Genomic DNA, 18,218 nt, shown 5'->3' on the forward strand with positions numbered 1-18,218 from the left:
CATGAGCCGCAAGATCTCCACAGAACATGTCGATGCCGAGATGGTGCGTACCGCGGTCACGCGGCTCGCGATCCCTTGACGGCGTGGAACAGGATGTCGCGAACCAAGCGATCTGCTACGACGTCCGCGTGGGTCATCGGGCCCATGTGTCCAGCGCCGGGAATGATCACCCCAATCGCGGCCGGAATGCGGGAAACGAGTTCCTGGGCTATGAGGCGCGTCGGAACCGGTGCGTGTTCGCCGCGCAGTATCACTACGGGAAAACCAAACCGGGAATATTCGCCCACGTGTGTCGGTTCATGGATAAGGGCGTGGAAGTCGAGGCTGGCCTTCGAAAGAAACCGCACCAGCTCTGCCTGGAGATCCGGCTTCATTGCGGCGAAGGTGCCTGGGCCGTTCCAGTAGTCGACGAAACAAGCTGCCGCGGCCCGATAGCTGCCGTTGTTTAGGCCTTCAGCTATGGCGCCGGCGACCGCAGAGATTTCCTCGAAGGCGACGCGCCCCTCGGATCCCATTCCATTCAGCAAATGAAAAGCCGACGGCTCATAGAGACCGAGGCTGGCCAGCCGATGCGGACGCATCGCCGCTATGTGAAGGGCCAAACCACCGCCATAGGAATGCCCGACAAGATGCACAGGCCCCTCATGGTTATCGATCATTTCGATGGTGCCGGCCGCTTCGTCTGCCAGACTGAAGGTGCCGCTGCCGGCCCACGAACTGCCACCCGGCGCCCCGATCAGATCGGGTGCGACGAAGCGGCAACCTTCGTCGAGCCGTTCTGCGAATTTACGCCATTGGCGAGCGCTGCCCCCCGAGCAGTGCAAGGCAACAACGAGGGGTGCACGCCGTGCCTGACGCGAGACGCAAAGAATCGATGCGACCGTCATTGGACGAGCTCCATCCATGCCTCAAAACCGCGAACGGCGGCTGCTGTCAGCACCGGCAAACAAGGTGATCGAGTTGATCTCCGAGCGGTCGATGCCGATGTCGCGCAGGATGTAGTCCGGCAGCTCATAAAGATGTTGGCGGTCTCGCCGCACGCGGATGAAGCGCCGAAGTGCGGCAGACAAGAATATTTCGCTCATTTACGTTCTCCATCGGTTTGTGGACGCTGATGCCGCGTCCGATGGAGGCGTTGTCGCGGCCGGCCGTGAGCGCCAACGTTGAAGGCAGCGTCGTTTTTTCGCCGCACGAGCGTTGAAATTCTTCAGCTTAGGCGGCAATCCTGGGCAGTGCGCCGACGAAACCGGCGATATGATCTGCCAGCGCTTCCGCGTCGCGGCCGACGCCGTCTATGAAGCTGGAGTTGCGGCGCCGCATGAAGTTGAGGCCGAGCACGTAGAGGCCTGGCAGAGGACAGATGCCGCCGTCGTTCAGGATCTCTCCCTGCGCATCGAAGACGGGCATTTTCAGCCAGGGATACTCCCGGTGATAGCCGGTGGCCCATATGACGGTCCTGATGCCTTGGTCGATCAGGTCGATCTCGACTGGATCGACATTCAGGATCAGCGCTTGAACGGACTGGGGTTCATCCGAGCGACCGTCTCCGTGAAGAGCCGCCGCGCGGTCTATGTTAGCCAGCACTCGCCTCAGCCTGTACTCTGCTGCGGCCGTCGCGGCGCCCAGGTTGCCGTCGAACCGGACGCGTCTATCGTAAGCGGCAACGGCTCGACCGACAAGGCGGACGTCCTGATCGCAAAGGTGGGCGAGGTCCAGCGACCGGCGCTCGGGAGTGCCGATGAGCTGCAGCGAGGATTGTCTCCGTGCCGCAGCAGGGTCGGGCAGTTCGCCAATAGGCCTGTCGAGCGTGCCAAGCCGATCAAGCCACCATAATATATCTTGCCCCCGGTAGAGCCTTGGCAGGCGGGTATGACCGCCGACCGACAAGGTGACCGGGCGCCCGGAGCGATGAATCTCCTCGGCGAGTTGCATGCCTGTCGCAGAGGCGCCAACCACAAGAACGCCGCCCGGCGGCAGTTGCCCGGGATTGCGATAGTCCCACGGCGTGATCTGCCGGATGGATGGGGAAATATGCCTGGCGATTGGTGGAACGCATGGCCTGTCGCTGTAGCCGGTCGCCACAACAATCGCCCGTGCGGTCCAGCGGGCGCGATTTGTAAAGAGGCGAAAGCCTCCGTCGATGGCTTCAGCGGAACGCACCTCCGCCCCGCTCTCGACAGGCGCGCCGATCGAGCGCCCATACTCCTCGAAAAACCGGACGGTCTCGGGCATCGTCATGAAGCCATCCGGATCAGGCCCGCGATAGCCGCCGCCCGGCAGACGGGTCATCCAATTGGGCGTCAGCAGGCGGAGCGAATCCCATCGTTCGCTGCGCCAGCGCTCGGCCACCCGGCCGCGCTCCAGGACGACATGGCCGATACCGCGCTCGCTTAGGCATCGGCTGACGGCGAGGCCGGCCTGACCGGCGCCGATAACAGCTACATCTGTACGTTGCATGGGGTCTCCGCTTTGTGAGCGGGAGCACCAGATCGCCGGCGCCATCCTTCCTGGACAGAGCCGGCGATGTTGCTCTTGCGGGCTGAGATTAGGCGCCGACGGCGACCGAGACGGGTACGCCTTTGGTCAGCACGTCGAAAACCGCAGAGCGATCGCGCGACTGCATCACGATTTCCTCGAGCTTTTCGGCTGGGGCATCGCCCTTGATCCTGAAGGAAATACGTATGCCTTGGTAGCCGTTGCGGACCGTGTCGGAGATGCCGAGGATGCCGCGAAGGTCGATGTCGCCTTCGACGGTCGATTCCACCTCGTGCAGCGTCACGCCCCGCACGGCAGCGATATTGGCTATGCCCGCAGTGAGGCAGGAAGCAAGCGCATGAAGGAGGTATTCCACCGGCGTTGGGCCGTTGTCGCTGCCGCACAGGACAGCCGGGTGGTCGCTGTCGGCCTGATAGGCCATCCCGTGCGACTGTTCGGTGCCAGCACCGAAAAAGTCGGCCATTGTGCTGCGGCTGTGCGTGCCGGAGATCCAGCGGCTCTTGGCGCGAAACTGGAACTTGGCGAGATCGGGCTGCCCCGCAACGGCATTAATGGTGGCCAGCAGGGTGGGCGTGTCGACGCCGTTCCTCGGCACCCGCGGCTCCTTCTTCGCGGCAGGTTTTTCCATAACCATGGGGTCGTTGTGCATGTCATTCACTCCTGAGTTTGGGTGTCGACGACCGGGCTTGTCCCGGACCGCTGAATTTCTCGGTGGGCAGCGTTTGACGCGCAGTTGGAATGACAGTGGGAAATCGAGAGGTTTTTTACGCCGGGACGGTCGTGACCGGATCTCGGCACGCCGGGATGACAAAAACGACGGGTGTTTAAACGCCTGCTTCCCCGCAGCGCTGCGATCTCAGGCAGCGCGCCAATGAGGCGGCAACCAACACAGGAGATCAGATCATGTCTCGTTCATTTGGAATGGATACCCGTCCGTCCTCGACCGATTGGGCTGTCATAGTTCGCGGACCGAGCAAGGCCGAAGTGCTTGCCCACATTGCGAAGATTCATCGTTACGCAAGCACTCCGGATCGGCCCAGCCGCGGACAAAAGAAGTGAGGCTTGTTGCGGCGGAAGCGTCAAAATCGGTGCCCCGCCGCTCAAGATGTCGCCACGCAACTCTTTCCTTTTGAAGCTTGGTATCCTGTATGGCTTGGCATCCGCCGCATGGAAGGAAATCCGAGCGGCGATATTCGAGAGAGGAGTGCTGATTACGACGAATGTCGGCTTAAAGACGAGAATTCGGCTCCGGAAGATCGCGTCCGGGGTCAAAAGCTGCCATTGGCGAATGCGCCGTCCCTCGATATCGGGGCGGGGTGGGCCCCGGCCAACACCGCGACTGGGTTGCGATCGCTGCGCTTTTCGTCCGACTCAGTCGATCCGAATAGCCAGATGAGAAACCGTTTGACGATCATTGCGGACGCCCTGCCTCTGATGTAATTTAGAACTTGGTTACATGAGGAATATGCCCGCTGTCGCGACGGCTTTTCTCTCTTTTCTGTCTCGGCAGATAGCATGCTCTCTAACGGACCTTGCACTGCAAGCTGTGTTCTTGTGGTCGCCAGGTATCGGCGGTTAAGGGATTTGCCATGCTCCGACGTTGCGGATTCGTTGCAGCCTTCATGCTCGCAAGCTTCACGACCTTCGAAGTTTCTGCTGTCGAACGACGGGTCGCCTTTGTAATCGGCAACTCCGATTACAAAGAAATCTCAGCCCTCAAGAACCCGGCCAAAGATGTGGTGGACGTATCCAACACGTTTCGAGCGGCTGGTTTTGACGTTTTCGTCGCGAGAGATCTTACAAAGCTGCAGTTTGAAGACCAGTTCCGCAACTATCTTGCCGCCGTGGACGGCGCGGATGTGGCTGTCGTCTACTATTCCGGTCACGGCTTTCAGATTGGCGGAGAAAATTTCCTGATCCCTGTCGATGCCTCGCTGAAAGATGCGGCGGACGTCGAAGTCCAGGCAATCAAGCTGAATGACGTGCTGCAGCAGATGCGTTCGAAATCGAAGATCCAGGTGATCATCCTCGATGCCTGCCGCAACAATCCGTTCCCTCGCAAGGACTATTGGCTCAGGGACCAGCTTTTGACCGCCACCGGCACCGGCCTTGCGCAAGTAAGAAGCTCGCTGAACACGCTGATCGCCTTCGCCACCGAACCCGGCGCGGTTGCCTATGACGGCGCCGGCGACCTCAGTCCTTTTTCGTTAGCGTTTTCCCGTCGCGCGCTCGCCCCGAACCAGGAGATCCGCACGGTCATGTCGGCCGTGCGCCGGGATGTCGTTGAGGCGACCAAGGGTTTGCAGGTTCCCTGGGAGAATTCTTCGCTGATCGACGAAGTCGTTCTGATGCGTCGCAGCAGCCGCCTATCGCTGCCGCCGGTGCTGGAGAAGGTCGTGTTGTCGGGGGCCGGCCCCGTCGGTCTGGATCTCCCGGAGCCCGTCGACGTCGACGGCGGGACAATCACCGTCAGCATCGATAGACCGCCCACGCTCGGACGCCTGATGCTGGACGGCAAGGTCATCGAGGCGGGAGGACTGATCCAGGGCAAGGATCTGCCGCGTTTGCAAATGGATGTCCTCAAGGGAATCGGCGAGCCGGAAGAGATGGATATGCTGGCCTACGCCGCACGCGACAACTGGGGCGGCGAAGCCAAGGGCATGTTGGTGTTCCGGGTCAAGAGTGCCGAAGGAACCCAGGGCGAACAGATCATGGCCTCGCTCGAAGCCGAGCAGAAACAGCAGGTGCTGCAGCGCGGCATTCATGTCACCGGTGCCGCCGAGGCGATCGAGAGCCGCGAGATCGACGTTCCGGTCGGCGTTGGCCCGGTTGCGCTGAACCTGGATCTCCCGACCGATGATTCGGCGATCAGCTTGAAAGTTTCGAACTATCCCGGAAAGGGAACTCTTTCTCTGCCGGATCGAGCCCTGTCGCCAGAATCGACCTTGATAGTCGGTGAAGTCGAGGTGCTGCGCTATGAACCCCAGATCGGAGCCAGCGCACCGGTCGAGGTCGCCTTCGAAATTCGGGCGGACAGCGGAGTATCCAAACCCGCCACGATGAAACTGTCGCCAACCGTCGATCCGTGCGACTCGGCTGCCGGCGAACCTCTCGATCTTCAAGGTGTCGTCCCCGGCCTGCTGCCAAATGAAATCGGCGCCGACGCGGTGAAGCTCTGCGAGGCTGCGGTGAAGGCGTATCCCGATGTCGCCCGCTTCCGCTACGAACTGGGGCGCGCGCTGCTCGCAGCCGGCAAGGTCGACCAGGCCAGGAAAGCCATACAGCAGGCTGCCGATAGGGGACACGTGCGCGCCGTGTTCGAACTCGGCTACCTCTACGCGACGGGAACGGGCGTGGCGGTCGACCGCAAGCAGGCCAACACCTTCTACGCGGCTGCGGCCGACAAGGGCGATCCCTACGGGATGACGTCGTGGGGCCGCGCCTTGTTCCATGGCACCGGCGTCCAGCGCGATACGGCCAAGGGGCTGGACCTGCTGCTCAAGGCGGCATCGATGGGGCACACATATGCCATGAACGATCTCGGCGCAATTTTCACGGAAGGCCGCAACGGCGTGACCGCGGATCAGGCCCGTGCCGTTGCCTTCCTGAAGGCTGGCGTCCAGCGACAGGACATGTATTCGATGAACCTACTTGGCCGGAACTATCTCAGCGGTGCGGGCGTCGAGAAAAATCCGAAAACGGCATTGGACCTGTTTCAGAAGGCCACCGAGCTCGGCCAGCCCTACGCTCCAAGCAATCTGGCGCGCATGTATCGCGACGGCGTGGGCGTGGAGCGCAACCCGGCGGAGGCGCAAAGACTGTTCGAGATGGCAGCCATGCGCGGCGATGAGTATGGCGCATTCGAACGCGCGGTTCTCGAAATGGAAAAGGGCGAAAAGGCCGACCAGGCCACGGCCGTCCGTTTTTTGGCATTCGCGGCCGCACTGGACACCCGCAATCAGCTGCCGGAAGCCCAGAAGAACCTCGCGAATTTCGGCGCGAAGGTGAAAACGACGGCGTTGAAGCAACTGCGCCAGGAACTCAAATCGAAGGTTCCTGCGTCCGGTTCGCTGGACAATCAGCTGGTCAATGCGGCCAGACGAGTCTGGGAAGAGGCTAATCCACGTCGGGACGTGTTTTGATCAAGCGGGAGGTGATGGTGAGCAGGAACTGGAAGCAGGCAATCATCGGAATAACTCTGTCCGTCGCCCTGCCGGGGCTCGTAGGCTGTACGTCCTCCTGGCCACCCGAATTGCGACCGACGCCGCTGGCGGCGACGCCCGCGCCGAAGGTCGTTCGCAGAGCCCCTGCGCCGCGAAAGGTCGTCAAGCCCGCTGCCAAACCGGCAGCCGTCAAGAAAGTGGTGGTTCAACCGGTTGAGGAAGAGCCTGTCGCCGCGCCTCCCGTGATCGTTCGTCCTTTGGGAGGTGGAAACTCAGGAGGCGGGTGGGGAGGTTGACCCGGCAAGAGATTAGGATCCGGATCACGCTCTAGTATGCGTCCGCTGACTGGTGCAGCGCCTCGATCTCTGCCATCTGGATGCCCATTTCGACAAACGCGCAAAGGACCGAAAAGCGGTCCGCCAGTGCAACACGTGCCAGTCCGGCTAGAACTCCCGCACTCACAGCGTGGGCGGCGGGGAGTGGCTGCGAGGCCGACACCGCTGATGCATCCATAGCCGAACCGTTGCCGCGCAATCCCGCAGCCAGGGCAATCCAGGCAGCCGGCGTTGCCGGCGGCATTGCAGCGGTCTTGCTCACTGCCGCGCTATGATGAGGACTGTCTGGTTCGCTGACCCAATCACGAACAAGCGCGAGCAACTCCTGATCCCTGCTGTCGAGCAGATCGGTCAAGTGGTGCAGGCACTCATGGGCCCACCACACCGAGGCCCGCTCGGGAAGCAGATAGGCACAGAACGTGATCGCCTCCTCGGGCACCCGCCCGGCAAGGAGGGCACGGCAAAATTCGATTGAGGGCTGTTCGGTCGGAAGTGCCACCATGTGCCTGGAGACAGCGGGGCAGGCCATGAAAAGATCCCGTGCCGTTTTGAATCGAAGCTCATTGGCCATGGCCGCCACGCTTTCACTTAGGGAACAATCGACACTGAAGCCCTGGACGGGGCACCGGTCAAGTCTCAGGCCATAGCAAGATGAAACTGCCGTATACTCTTCATATGCTCGACGTTTATTGACAGACAATCGCTTCGGGATTTGGTATAGTCCGCAGCCGCCGAAATCGGATGCTCAAGACAGGAGTACCGCTATGAAGTTGGGCAGTTTAGCCTTCGTGTTGACGGTCGCGCTTTTTCCAACTCACGCTTTCGCCGACCCAACTCAGAAATCAGAAGACATCGTGAAGTTTTTTGCCGGGGTGAACGAATTCGGCGCGTCGCGGGGAATTTGCGTCGGAACCGAAGACGAGTGCAAGAGCAAGAAGAAAGAAGCGCCGGCCGAAAAAACCAGCCTCGATATGCTGATCAATTTCGGCCTCGATTCCGCGGAACTCGACGCGACTGCGCGCGCTGAACTCGACGAGTTCGCCAAGGCGCTGAAGGACAGCCGACTGAGCGCTCTCGACTTCGTCGTTGAAGGTTACACCGATGCATCCGGCCCGGCTCACTACAACGAGGGACTGTCGGAACGAAGAGCCCGATCGGTAACAACCTTCCTGACCTCTAACGGCATCGACCCTGCCCGCATCAAAGCGACAGGCATGGGCGAAGCCAACCCGCGTAACCCCAATCCATACGATCCGGTAAACCGCCGGGTGGAGATGCGAATAAGGACTGAGTAGGGCCGCTGCGACCAAGGCACGGCTTACGTATTCTGCATCGAGCTCATGAGAGCCGTGATTGCCTGCTTGTACTTTTCGAACTCCGGCGATGTCTGGCGGACTTGTGTCGTCGTCGTTGTCTGCTGGCTCGCCTCGGTCGTTGCAGAACTCAGCTTCCGGCCCATTTTCCTTTCGGCCCAGCCCACGACGTAGCTGGCGGTCTTGCCGGTGAGAAACGGATTGGCTTGAATGACAGCCGACCCGAGCACGGCGCTCAATTGCGCCGAACCCGGCGACGACAGTACTTGATGGGCGCCTTCCATTCCCAGGAAGTGACAGAGATAGAGTCGGCCGGCTGTGATCTGGTGGCCACGCGCCCGAAGATAGGCTTCGCCTTCGCGCGCCAGATTGCTGACCATCTCGCGCGATATGGTGGCGTCGTAACGTAGAGCGAGCAGGTCGGCGGTCGACAGTGTCCGCGCAAGTTCGGGACGGTAGGTGTTCATCATCCTGATCCATGTCTTCGTTATGAACTGACCGGCGCCGGTTGCCGAAGAATTCGGGTTCTTGGCGCGGGCGCTGCCGCCACTTTCGACATGAACGATACGGTCGGTCAGCGTCGCGACAGCGGAAGCGTCCGTTGCAATTACGGTAACCGTGCCCAAGGGATTGATCGCCTCGCCATTGCGATAGAGTTCGAAATGCAGGTGCGGCCCAGTCGAGAGGCCGGTGGTGCCGATGTAACCGATGATATCGCCTGCCTTCACCTGCGCGCCGACACCGCCCTTGATTGCGAATTTCTGCATATGCGCATAGCGCGTCTCGCGCCCGTCTCCGTGCGAAATCTTCACCAGATTGCCGTAACCGGCTCCATCGCCCTGAAAGACGATTTCGCCGTCGAAGGCGGCCGCTATCGGCGTACCCAGAGGTGCTGCCCAATCCACGCCCTTGTGGATGCGAACAGTTCCGAGGATTGGGTGCTTGCGTGGGCCGAAGGTGGACGTCATGACCCCGTTGACCGGAGTGACCATGCCGTTGGTGACGATCAGCGATCGAACCTGATCGTCGCCGCCAACGCATGCGAACTGGCCGCCGGTCTGCTGGAAGACGAAACAGTCGAGGCTTTTTTCGGCACCCTGGACGCCTACATATAGCACTCGTCCGGCCGTCTCCTCCTTGCCGCGCGGCCTTTGCGAATAGATCAGGACCAGACGCTGGTCTTCGCTGGCGAACGCATCCAGATCCTGTCCTCGCGAGAGATACATGATCGCTTCTCCAATCACGCCCGTCGGAACTTTGTTGCGGGCCGCTGTCGAGTAGATTGCGTCGAGTAGCCGGTATTGCCTTTTGTGCGTGCCCTCCGCCTGCGCGCCCGAGTAGTTGAACAGATCTTCACGGACCCAGGGGTCGACACCAGACACAAACGCACCAGCGGCATTGCGCGTCAGCGTACCGACAAATACGTTCTTGGCGTAGATCGAAACCTGCATGAGGGACATGGTTGTCGTCTCGCGCGCCGGCCTGAAACCACGCATGGCGACGACATAACCTGGCGCAAGGCTTTCCCGACTGAAAAGCGCCTTCAGGGCTTCGCCTGCCAGCTTGGCATCCTCGGCGGAGAAATGCGCATCCAGGGCAACGCTGTCCAGGCTGCGATCGTTGAGAATCTTTACGAACGTGTCTTCGGTAGCCTCGAATCTTTGATATTCGCTCGTGACAATTGCAACGCTCGTGTTGTTTTCGATCTGGGTCTTCCGGAACGCGGGAAGGGCTGCCTCGCCTGCATCGATTGTTTCGCCCCAACCTGCTTCGGAATCATCGGCATCCGCCTGCGGGTCCGAAGCAACCGGAGCCTCGTTTGCAACGTCTGGTGGCTGAAGATCGTTTTGCAGATCGCTGGATGGCGCCGCCGCGGTCTGTCGCTGCGCCTGGAAGAATGCGAAATCTTCTTGCGTGGACGGTATCGTTGTCATGAACTTTTCGCTGGCGCTAAGCATCACATCGGAAAGAACCTCGATCTGGGGCGAAACTCCGGCCTGATCGAGTTCTGCCGGGCGCGCGATCACTTGGCTTTTTATTGCGGCGCCGGCGTCGGGCGAAAGGGTGATCCACATCGGGTCCCCTGCGAGGTCGATGATGGCCGGCACATAGACCGAGGCATCGGCCGGCACGTCGTCGGTTCCCTCGACCGCCTGCAACTCCTCGTCTTCATCGCCAAATGACCAATAATCCGCGGTGAGATAGAAGCCGACAGCGATCGACGACAGGACAACCACGGCAAGACCGGCAAGGAGTCCGCGCCAGAGCCTGCGTCTGCGCAGGGCGGCGCGCGCCTGCTTTTTCAACCTGAAGCTTGTGTCGATACTGTGCGTCACGGGTTGCTTCCGGTCAGGAAAAAGGTCCACCGCACCTGTTCAAGCGTATCGACTTCCAGAAACCGTGCGGCGATATGGCCGCGCTGCCAGCATTCGTCGATGCCGCGTATCGAGAAGCGCCGCCGGTCGATGCACATTTCGGTCGAGCCGCTTAGGGTCGCATGTCCAAAAACGTCCGTCGCATAGATGTAGATGTAGCGGTTCGTGAGTTCCTCGCGGATGACGTTCACGCATTGATTTGCGCCGATGGTCCACCAGCCATCGGTCTGGTCCGCATTGTCGACCTTTTGGCCGACGGCGAGATTGACGACGTCGAGCGTCTGATTGCAGACGGTGAATTCGGCGCGCGCTTCGTGGGACGACAGGAGAGCCAGCAATGTCGCGCCCAACATAGCTGCAAGTTTGATACCGCCTCTCAGGGCAGGCGGCGCGCGAAGCCCGTCATGCTGATTTTTGGGCGGGACAGCGGTCACGAAGGAAAAACGCGAGCGGCGGAGGTCCATCGGCGTCCATGCTACCCGCCGAGCCGGAAGTACTTTGCAGTCGCGGAGAACTCAGATCCGTTGGCCTCGATCTCTTCGAGAATCTTGGGCAACAGTTGCGCGGCTGGTGTCGGCGCGGGGAATGCCGCAGCCTGAATATCCCGTGGACCCGTAATAACCATTATGATCTGCGGCAAGACCTTGCCGGCCGCCTTGTCGGCCGCGCCGAGATCGATCGGAATGTTGAAAGTGGCCTTGTCCGATTGCACCGAGATACGATCGTCGAGGTTGAATGCCATGCCCCTGTGGTCGATCAGCAGCAAGCTGGAAATCAGGCCGCCATGCGTCAGCAGCGTGCCGCCGATCGGCGAACCGCTCGGCACCGTCGTTTGATCGAGAACAAGCTGCGGCTTGTCGGCCGCTGTCTGGTCCAGAAAGCGCAGAAACTTGGTGACTTCGCATTGGGCTGGTTCAATGAGGCGGAGGCTGATGTCTGGTTCGACTTGGAATCTTGCCTGGAAATCGTACATCATTCGTTCGAACGGCGGGACCTCCGTTCCAAATCCCTCGATCGCGGCAGCCTTGCCGGTTGCCGACGTCAACGCCGCATAGAAACAGTCGCCGCCGTTGAAGTCGCGCACCCACGAGACCCGTTGTGCAGCGTCGTCGACAGCAATTTCCGACGGTATTTCCGGTTTCGGCACGTTCAAGGCGACGGCGGCTTCGTCCGGCTGTTTGCCCGCCTCCGGTTCGCCCTGTTGCCCTTTTGGGTTCGCGTCATCCGTCTGGCTTGCAGCCGGTTCGGGCATCTGCACTGCCGCCTTGGGTGCTGCCGGCTGGCTCGCCAATTGCTCGGGCTTCTGGCTTTCCATGACGTCGGGCTGGACCGCTGGCGGCGGCGAGGCTTTTCCGGCCGACTGCTGAGGCGTGGGCTCCACTTTCTGCGCCTGCGCCGCGGCGGCCCTGCGTTCGGCGTTGAGCCTTGCCTTTTCTTCCGAAGCGGTCCGCATGGCCGCTTCCTTCTGGCGTTCCTCGTCTTCGCTCTTCGCCGCCTCGGTTCTGGCCTCGGCTTCAGCCCGCGCCCGCGCCTCCGCTATCGCTTCGGCTTGAGCTCTTGCCTCGGCTTCAGCCTTCGCCTTGGCATCTGCCTGATTTTCAGCTGGCGACTGCGTCTCGGTTACCGACTGCTCCAGGATTTTCTCGGTTGGTGAGGCGCCTTCGGCGGGCTGTGTCGGCTCCGACATTTGATCGGCCGCGGCACCTGCCTGATCTTCAGCTGGCGGCGCAGTGGCCTCTCGTTGTGGCTGCTGCGGTGGAACCGCCTTTGCCGTCTCATCGCCTGGCGAATTTACAACACTGTCCGTCGGGGCCGGCTTTGATGGCGAGAGCTTTGTCTCGCCGGCGGTCGGCGTGGAAGGCGTCATCACGCCGCTCAGATAAATGCCTGCACCGGCCGTGACAGCTAATGTCGCCAAGGCCGCGATCGCGATGGATCGGGTCTTGGCGGACTTTCCGGGGACGTTTGGCAAAACCGCCCGAGGAGGACCGGCAACTGCCGAAGGCCTCGGTTCGGACAGGTGCGCCGGGCGGACATGCGGGACGAAGACCCGATCACCGGGAGCCGCCGGAGGCTGGCTTTGGAGCTTGGGGCCAGGTGCCAGGGTCCCCCCGCCCGCGGTAAACCCGTCCGCTCGCGGGGATGGTCGACATTGGCGGCGCTGTCCCCTCGCTATCCGTGTCGTCACGTGTCATCCTGGCGATGTCCGCCATGCTGATCGGCCGGTCTTGTGGATCCGGCTGCAGCATGGCTTCGACAATTCCGCGAAAATCGGCGTCGATGTCGGACAGGTCCGGGACGGTTCGGCGTTTTTCCACAATCTCGAACTGGGAGCCGCCCATGTCGATCGGCTTCCCGCGCAGAGCAGCGGCCAGCACCAACCCCAGGCTGTACATGTCGGACTGCTCGCTGACATCGCCACCGTACAGCCCGAGTTGTTCGGGAGAAACGTAGTTGTACTTTCCGGCGAACTTGCCGCCGATGAGGGTCTCTCCGCCGACGGTCGCCGACCGCGCGATGCCGAAATCGATGATCTTTGCGCGTTCGACCCGGCCTCCTGGCAGGATGATGTTGTCCGGGGAGAGATCGCGGTGAATCGCGCCCGCCTGATGCACGGCGCTCAAGCCGGAAGCGAGGCGATGGCAGAGCTTACGCACGTCTTCCGTCGGCATCGGGCCACGTCGCATGACATCAAACAGCGATTGGCCGTCGACGAATTCCATGGCGAGGTAGGGACGGCCGATCCCGGGATCTATCGTGAAGACGTGATATCGCACGACAGCGTCGTGCGACAGGTGATTGAGGATCGACGCTTCCTTGCGGAACAAGGACAGGATCGTCTGATCGCGGGCGAACTCGGGCAGGACGATCTTGATCGCAACGTGGTCGCCGGTCTGGATGTTGTGGCCACGGTAGACCTCGCCCATGCCGCCGAAAGCGATCCGCTCGTCGAGTTCATAGATGCCGCTAAGCTGCGTGCCCACGGCCGTGTTGGCGAAGTTCGGCGATATTCGGGTCTTGTCGTCGGCGCTCATCGGCCTCAACCCTCCGCTCTCGACAAATCCGGACGGAGCGATTGCCCCTTGAGCCCGTCCCCAATCTTGACGAGCACAATCGTGACATTGTCTGTTCCACCGCGCGCCAGCACCGTTTGCAGCAGGTCTTCGCATGCCGCCTGCGGTGTCGCGGACACCACCGCCGCCTCGATCTCGGCGTCGGTGACATGCGCTGTCAGCCCATCGGTGCTTAACACGAAAATGTCTCCGGGCAGGATTTCGCCTTGCTGGAAGTCGACGACGATGTCGTCGCTGACACCGACCGCATGCGTAATGACATTGCGGCGCGGCCAGGTAAGCGCTTCGGCTGCGCTGATCATGCCTCGGTCGAGGAGTTCCTGAACTTCGGTGTGGTCCTTCGAAATCTGCGAGATCGAGGCGTTGCGGATCAGATAGACGCGGCTGTCGCCCGCCCACAGGCAGGCAAACCGCCCATCCATCGCCAGAAGGGCGGCGACAGTGGAGCCGATGGTTACGCCGCGGGATTCCGATATCCTGCGGATTTCGGCATTGGCCCGGCTGAGCCGGTCCTCGAAGCGCGCGCGAAGATCCGGTGCAGAGCTTGCAATGCCGATTGTTGCGAGATGATCGATGATGCTGGCCGAAGCGATTTCTCCAGCATCATGTCCACCCATCCCGTCGGCCACCACCCACAGGCCAGTTTCCGGCTCGACCAGATAGCTGTCTTCATTGAGCTCACGGACACAGCCTCTGTGGCTGACGCCGAAGCTCTCAAAGGAAAGGGCGACACTATTCAATTTGCCACCAAGCGCTTCTCAAGCGTCCTCTGCGGCGCACTGTCAGCGCTCGCTCGCGCCAGTTTGCCACAGGCTCGAACATTAGAGTATCGAAATCAACGTGCGTGCGCCTGCTGCCAATGGACAGCCTGGCCATGCTGGAAAGCAAAAAGATCATCTCAAAACGCCTTTGGACAGCTGAACCCCGAAAGCGCAGGAAGAAAGAGAGGGTTGGGGTCCGAACTGACCTGGATCGTGTAGGCGACATCGCGCCCGCCGATCACGAAGCGGGCTTCCGTGTTGCCGCCGGTGCTGCTGATGGCGGCCTTGTCCAGCAGACGTTTCAGCGCCCACGGACCGTCGAACTTGATCGCGGACTCACGGCCCGGCATTTCCGGCATGAGGCTCAGGCTCGCGGACGCGGAAGCCATGCCGCTCGGCCAGGTCAGCGTACTTGGCGCGTTGCCCGCCTGGTTGCTTTGGACAATCTGACCATCGACGTCGAGTATCGCCGCATCGGCATCGCCATGCAGTGAAAACGGTGTGAAGGTGACACTGACCGACGGCACCGAACCACCCGATGGAAAGAAGGCGTTGCGGATTTCCGCAGCCGTCTGGAAGTTTTTCAGGGTCGACTTCGACAGGTCGCGCCCGAAGCGGACATCCTGCTTCCAGCTCCAGTCCTGGCCGGTCATGTCGATCATCGATGCGAGATTTTGTGCAAAGAACCGATCCATCAGTCCGCCTGGAGCGAACAGTTTCGCGAAATCCGCCATCGCAATATCCTCGGCGCCATCGCTGGCGAAAGGATAACGGCCGTCAACCACCTCCTGGCAGGCGCGCGTGACCGTCTGGTCGAGCATCTGGTTCAAATTCGCTAGAGAGGTTTCTGCGACGTTGCCCTCAAACTCGTCGGCGGTCGCGGTGACCATTCGGGCGAGCTGCTTGGGCAGACGCGAGACATTGGCGCGAAGGGTGGATATCTGCAGCTGCAGATTCATGTTGACGCGTTCCGTTTGCGACGGGACGTCGGCCGCCAGTTGCAGGCTCTGGTAGATGTCGCGGAAATTCTGGGTCAATGCGTCCATTGGGCGGCGTCCGGCGGGGCCGTTCACCAGGGCCTGGAATGGTCTGAATTGCGCTTCGATATTCGCCCCAGGGTTCGGGTTTTGCGCGCCGGCGGACCCTATGCCGGCCCGGCTTTGCGATTTGCCGGTGGCGATTTGAATGCCGATACGGGCCAACCCCCTGGCGACATCTTCAGCCTTCTGTGGCTGGTTTTGAAGCGTGCCGGAATCGGCCTCGGAGCCATAGCCTTTGCCGGAACCAGCTTCTCGCGTCAGGGCTGTTTCGTCGGCGATCGCCGTAAAAAGCTGGTCGATTGGCGAGGTCGGTGACGCGGCGGCGGAGAGCGCGATATAGTGCGGCTTGTCCTTCAGCATCGCCTTGAACTTCAACTTGTCGAGAACGCCGTTCCACGCCGCCGCGAATTCCCTCCCATAGCGCTCGACAAGCTCGGGACCGAGCTTGAGCAACTCCTGATCGGTGCCACCTTGCTCGCCGCCGCCGCCGAGAACCCAATGGTCATCGACAAGCATCTGCGCAATGCGCGAGAGTTGTCCGAGATAGAAGTCGTTGAAACCGCTATAGGTGTAGATACCGGGAACGCGAAGGCCTGATAGATCGCCACCATCGACACGCTCGAACAACAGCTGCGCTTCCGGGCCGCCTTTCACGGACACGGAAAAATCGCCCAGCGCTGCCGCGTATACCGCCGACTTGATCAAGGCGGAGGCACGATCGGCAAGGCTCATGCGTCCGAGCGAGCGTTGAGCGGATTCGACAAGTGGCTGGTTGAGTTCGAAAACCGGGTCGTAGGCGTCGTCCAACGCAAGCATGGCCCGCAGATGCTTTTCGAGTTGCGCCCGTCCCGCGCGGTTGTTTTCGCCCGGATACCGGTTCTGCTCCCAATCCTGCCTCATCCAGGAAACGATTAACTCGTCATAGACCTTCGGCGCCTTGCCGCCGAGCATCAGGTAGATTTTCAGCGGTTCGTAGAGGGCGGCGGGATCCGCCATCTTGGCCTGGATCGTCCGTTCGGCTTGAAGCAGCAGGCGCGAGCGGAATGTTCGCTCCAGCGCTTGCCGGTAAGCCGTTTTGGATGCCGAAAGTAGCCTTTCCCGCTGACTGAGGCCGAACGTCTCCTCGATCGGTGTCGGTAAGTCACTGGTCTCGAACCCGGCCGGCAGGTTGCGCAACTGGTCGAGCGCGCCAATAACGTTTTCGAGGTCGACATCGGCGACCGTCGTGCTTTTGAGCAGCGGATCTGCCGTCTCGCGATACTGGCTCGCAGCTTGCGTTGTAGAAGCGATCAGCGATCTGTTGGCTGTAAAGCTCAGGGCCAAGGTGCCCAGAGCTGCGGCAGCGATCAATGCAATGATGCCAAGGCCGCCATATCTGGCGATCGCTGCACGCGTTTCAGCGGATCTGTCGTACGACACCCACCCGGATTCCGCGAAAATGACGCCGGTCAGAAGATCATGCAAAAAGAAGCTTTTGCCCGTGCCGGAAAGATGGCCGCGGGAAGCGCTGCCGAAGCTGCGGCCGATTGCGCCCAGCACCTGGTCAATCGGCGTGCCTTCCTGCGTGCCTGACGAAAAATAGAGTCCACGCAAGCTGACGTTCACCTGGCTGCGGGCCGGATCGAATATGCTGGCGACGAAACTGGCGATACGGCCCTTCAGCGCGCCAAACTGGGCTGGAAAGCCAAAGATGGATATGCGCACGAGCGGATCGGTCTCTTCCTGCAGGCGGTCGGCCATCTCCTCCGCCAGGCGTTTTGCCAATGCGTCGAATTCGGCCGGTGCCTCACCGACCATGTTCTTGCTGCGATCGGCGGTCTGGAATGTCGCGCCCCACACTTTGCGGCGGCGCTGCTCGTCGAAACCGCCAAAATAATCCATGAAACCGGAGACAAGGTCGGCCTTGGTGAAGAGCAGGTACACCGGGAACTGGATTTTCAGCGTTTCGTGAATTTCGCGCAGACGGCTGCGTATTTCAACGACATGGGCGTCAAGCTGCCGATCATCGAGGCTCATGAGATCGGCAAGGCTGATGGCCAGAATAACGCCGTTTATCGGTTGCCTGGTGCGGTATTTCTTGAGCAGCGACAAGAAGGCAAGCCAGCTCTCGGCGTCGCTCTTCGCATGGGAATCCTGCGTCGTGTAACGCCCGGCGGTGTCGATCAGCACGGCTTCGTCGGTGAACCACCAGTCGCAGGAGCGTGTGCCGCCAACGCCGGCCACCGGCTGCGCGCTGCCCGAACCGGCAAGCGGAAATTTCAGGCCCGAATTGACCAGCGCCGTCGTTTTGCCGGCACCAGGCGGGCCGATGACGATGTACCAGGGAATCTCATAAAGGAAGTTGCGCCTGCCGCTCGATCGCTTGAGCGCCGCGATGGCTTCACTCATACGAACCTCGAGCACCTGCGAGTCGCCACCGTTCTCGTCACTGCGGGCGAGCGCCCTTTCGAGCGCCTTTTGCGCTGTTCGTGTTTGCCAGAAACGCAGGCCGTAAAACAGCGCCACGATCGCCACGATCACACCGATGATCGTCGCGCGCAGCCAGACGGGGCCGAGCGGGCGGCTGTCGGCAAAACGGATCAGTGGGCCGGCAAACCAGACGGCTGCCGCGAACCCGGCCAACGCGATCACGCTGAATATCCGCAGCAGCCAACGCGTCAT

13 protein-coding genes are annotated in these 18,218 nt (G+C 61.2%); 2 read left to right on the forward strand and 11 right to left on the reverse strand.

Translation table 11 applies throughout. The annotated features are described in order from the left end of the window. Positions 1–56: 56 nt before the first annotated feature. From EJ066_RS17565 to EJ066_RS17580, 4 genes are all read right to left on the reverse strand, one after another. Positions 57–887, reverse strand: a complete 831-nt coding sequence (locus tag EJ066_RS17565; RefSeq protein ID WP_210211029.1) for an alpha/beta hydrolase — start codon at positions 885–887, stop codon at positions 57–59. A gap of 21 nt (positions 888–908) precedes the next feature. Beyond that, a complete protein-coding gene (locus tag EJ066_RS17570) occupies positions 909–1,085 on the reverse strand; it encodes a DUF1127 domain-containing protein (protein WP_126040078.1) in 177 nt (58 codons plus the stop codon). 127 nt (positions 1,086–1,212) lie between these two features. Beyond that, entirely contained in the window at positions 1,213–2,457 is a 1,245-nt protein-coding gene (locus EJ066_RS17575) for an NAD(P)-binding domain-containing protein (RefSeq protein ID WP_126040081.1), read from the reverse strand. An 88-nt stretch (positions 2,458–2,545) separates the two neighbouring features. Then, positions 2,546–3,145, reverse strand: a complete 600-nt coding sequence (locus tag EJ066_RS17580) for an OsmC family protein (protein WP_126043935.1) — start codon at positions 3,143–3,145, stop codon at positions 2,546–2,548. 973 nt (positions 3,146–4,118) lie between these two features. Here EJ066_RS17580 and EJ066_RS17585 point away from each other — a divergent pair. Then, a complete protein-coding gene (locus tag EJ066_RS17585) occupies positions 4,119–6,638 on the forward strand; it encodes a caspase family protein (RefSeq protein ID WP_245454928.1) in 2,520 nt (839 codons plus the stop codon). 348 nt (positions 6,639–6,986) lie between these two features. Here the strand turns inward: EJ066_RS17585 and EJ066_RS17595 are convergent, their stop codons facing one another. After that, positions 6,987–7,565, reverse strand: coding sequence for a hypothetical protein (locus EJ066_RS17595; RefSeq protein ID WP_126040085.1), 579 nt, complete (start codon positions 7,563–7,565; stop codon positions 6,987–6,989). A 193-nt stretch (positions 7,566–7,758) separates the two neighbouring features. Here EJ066_RS17595 and EJ066_RS17600 point away from each other — a divergent pair, with 193 nt between their 5' ends. After that, complete coding sequence (locus EJ066_RS17600; RefSeq protein ID WP_126040087.1) at positions 7,759–8,289, forward strand: OmpA family protein; 531 nt, start codon at positions 7,759–7,761, stop codon at positions 8,287–8,289. Positions 8,290–8,312: 23 nt separating this feature from the next. Here the strand turns inward: EJ066_RS17600 and EJ066_RS17605 are convergent, their stop codons facing one another. From EJ066_RS17605 to tssM, 6 genes are all read right to left on the reverse strand, one after another. Continuing rightward, on the reverse strand, positions 8,313–10,643 hold the full coding sequence (locus EJ066_RS17605; protein WP_126040089.1) for a M23 family metallopeptidase: 2,331 nt from the start codon (positions 10,641–10,643) through the stop codon (positions 8,313–8,315). Then, positions 10,640–11,020 (reverse strand): DUF1036 domain-containing protein, encoded by a 381-nt coding sequence (locus EJ066_RS17610; protein WP_240547320.1) that lies wholly within the window; start codon positions 11,018–11,020, stop codon positions 10,640–10,642. The genes EJ066_RS17605 and EJ066_RS17610 overlap by 4 nt, the downstream gene beginning before the upstream one ends. Before the next feature lie 137 nt (positions 11,021–11,157). Continuing rightward, positions 11,158–11,997, reverse strand: coding sequence for a hypothetical protein (locus EJ066_RS32110; protein ID WP_245454929.1), 840 nt, complete (start codon positions 11,995–11,997; stop codon positions 11,158–11,160). Between the two features lie 739 nt (positions 11,998–12,736). Next, positions 12,737–13,717, reverse strand: coding sequence for a serine/threonine-protein kinase (locus tag EJ066_RS32115; RefSeq protein WP_245454930.1), 981 nt, complete (start codon positions 13,715–13,717; stop codon positions 12,737–12,739). A 5-nt stretch (positions 13,718–13,722) separates the two neighbouring features. Continuing rightward, positions 13,723–14,496, reverse strand: a complete 774-nt coding sequence (locus EJ066_RS17620; RefSeq protein WP_126040091.1) for a protein phosphatase 2C domain-containing protein — start codon at positions 14,494–14,496, stop codon at positions 13,723–13,725. 158 nt (positions 14,497–14,654) lie between these two features. Beyond that, complete coding sequence (tssM, locus tag EJ066_RS17625) at positions 14,655–18,218, reverse strand: type VI secretion system membrane subunit TssM (protein ID WP_126040093.1); 3,564 nt, start codon at positions 18,216–18,218, stop codon at positions 14,655–14,657.

Source organism: Mesorhizobium sp. M9A.F.Ca.ET.002.03.1.2, assembly GCF_003952365.1.
Lineage (GTDB): Bacteria > Pseudomonadota > Alphaproteobacteria > Rhizobiales > Rhizobiaceae > Mesorhizobium.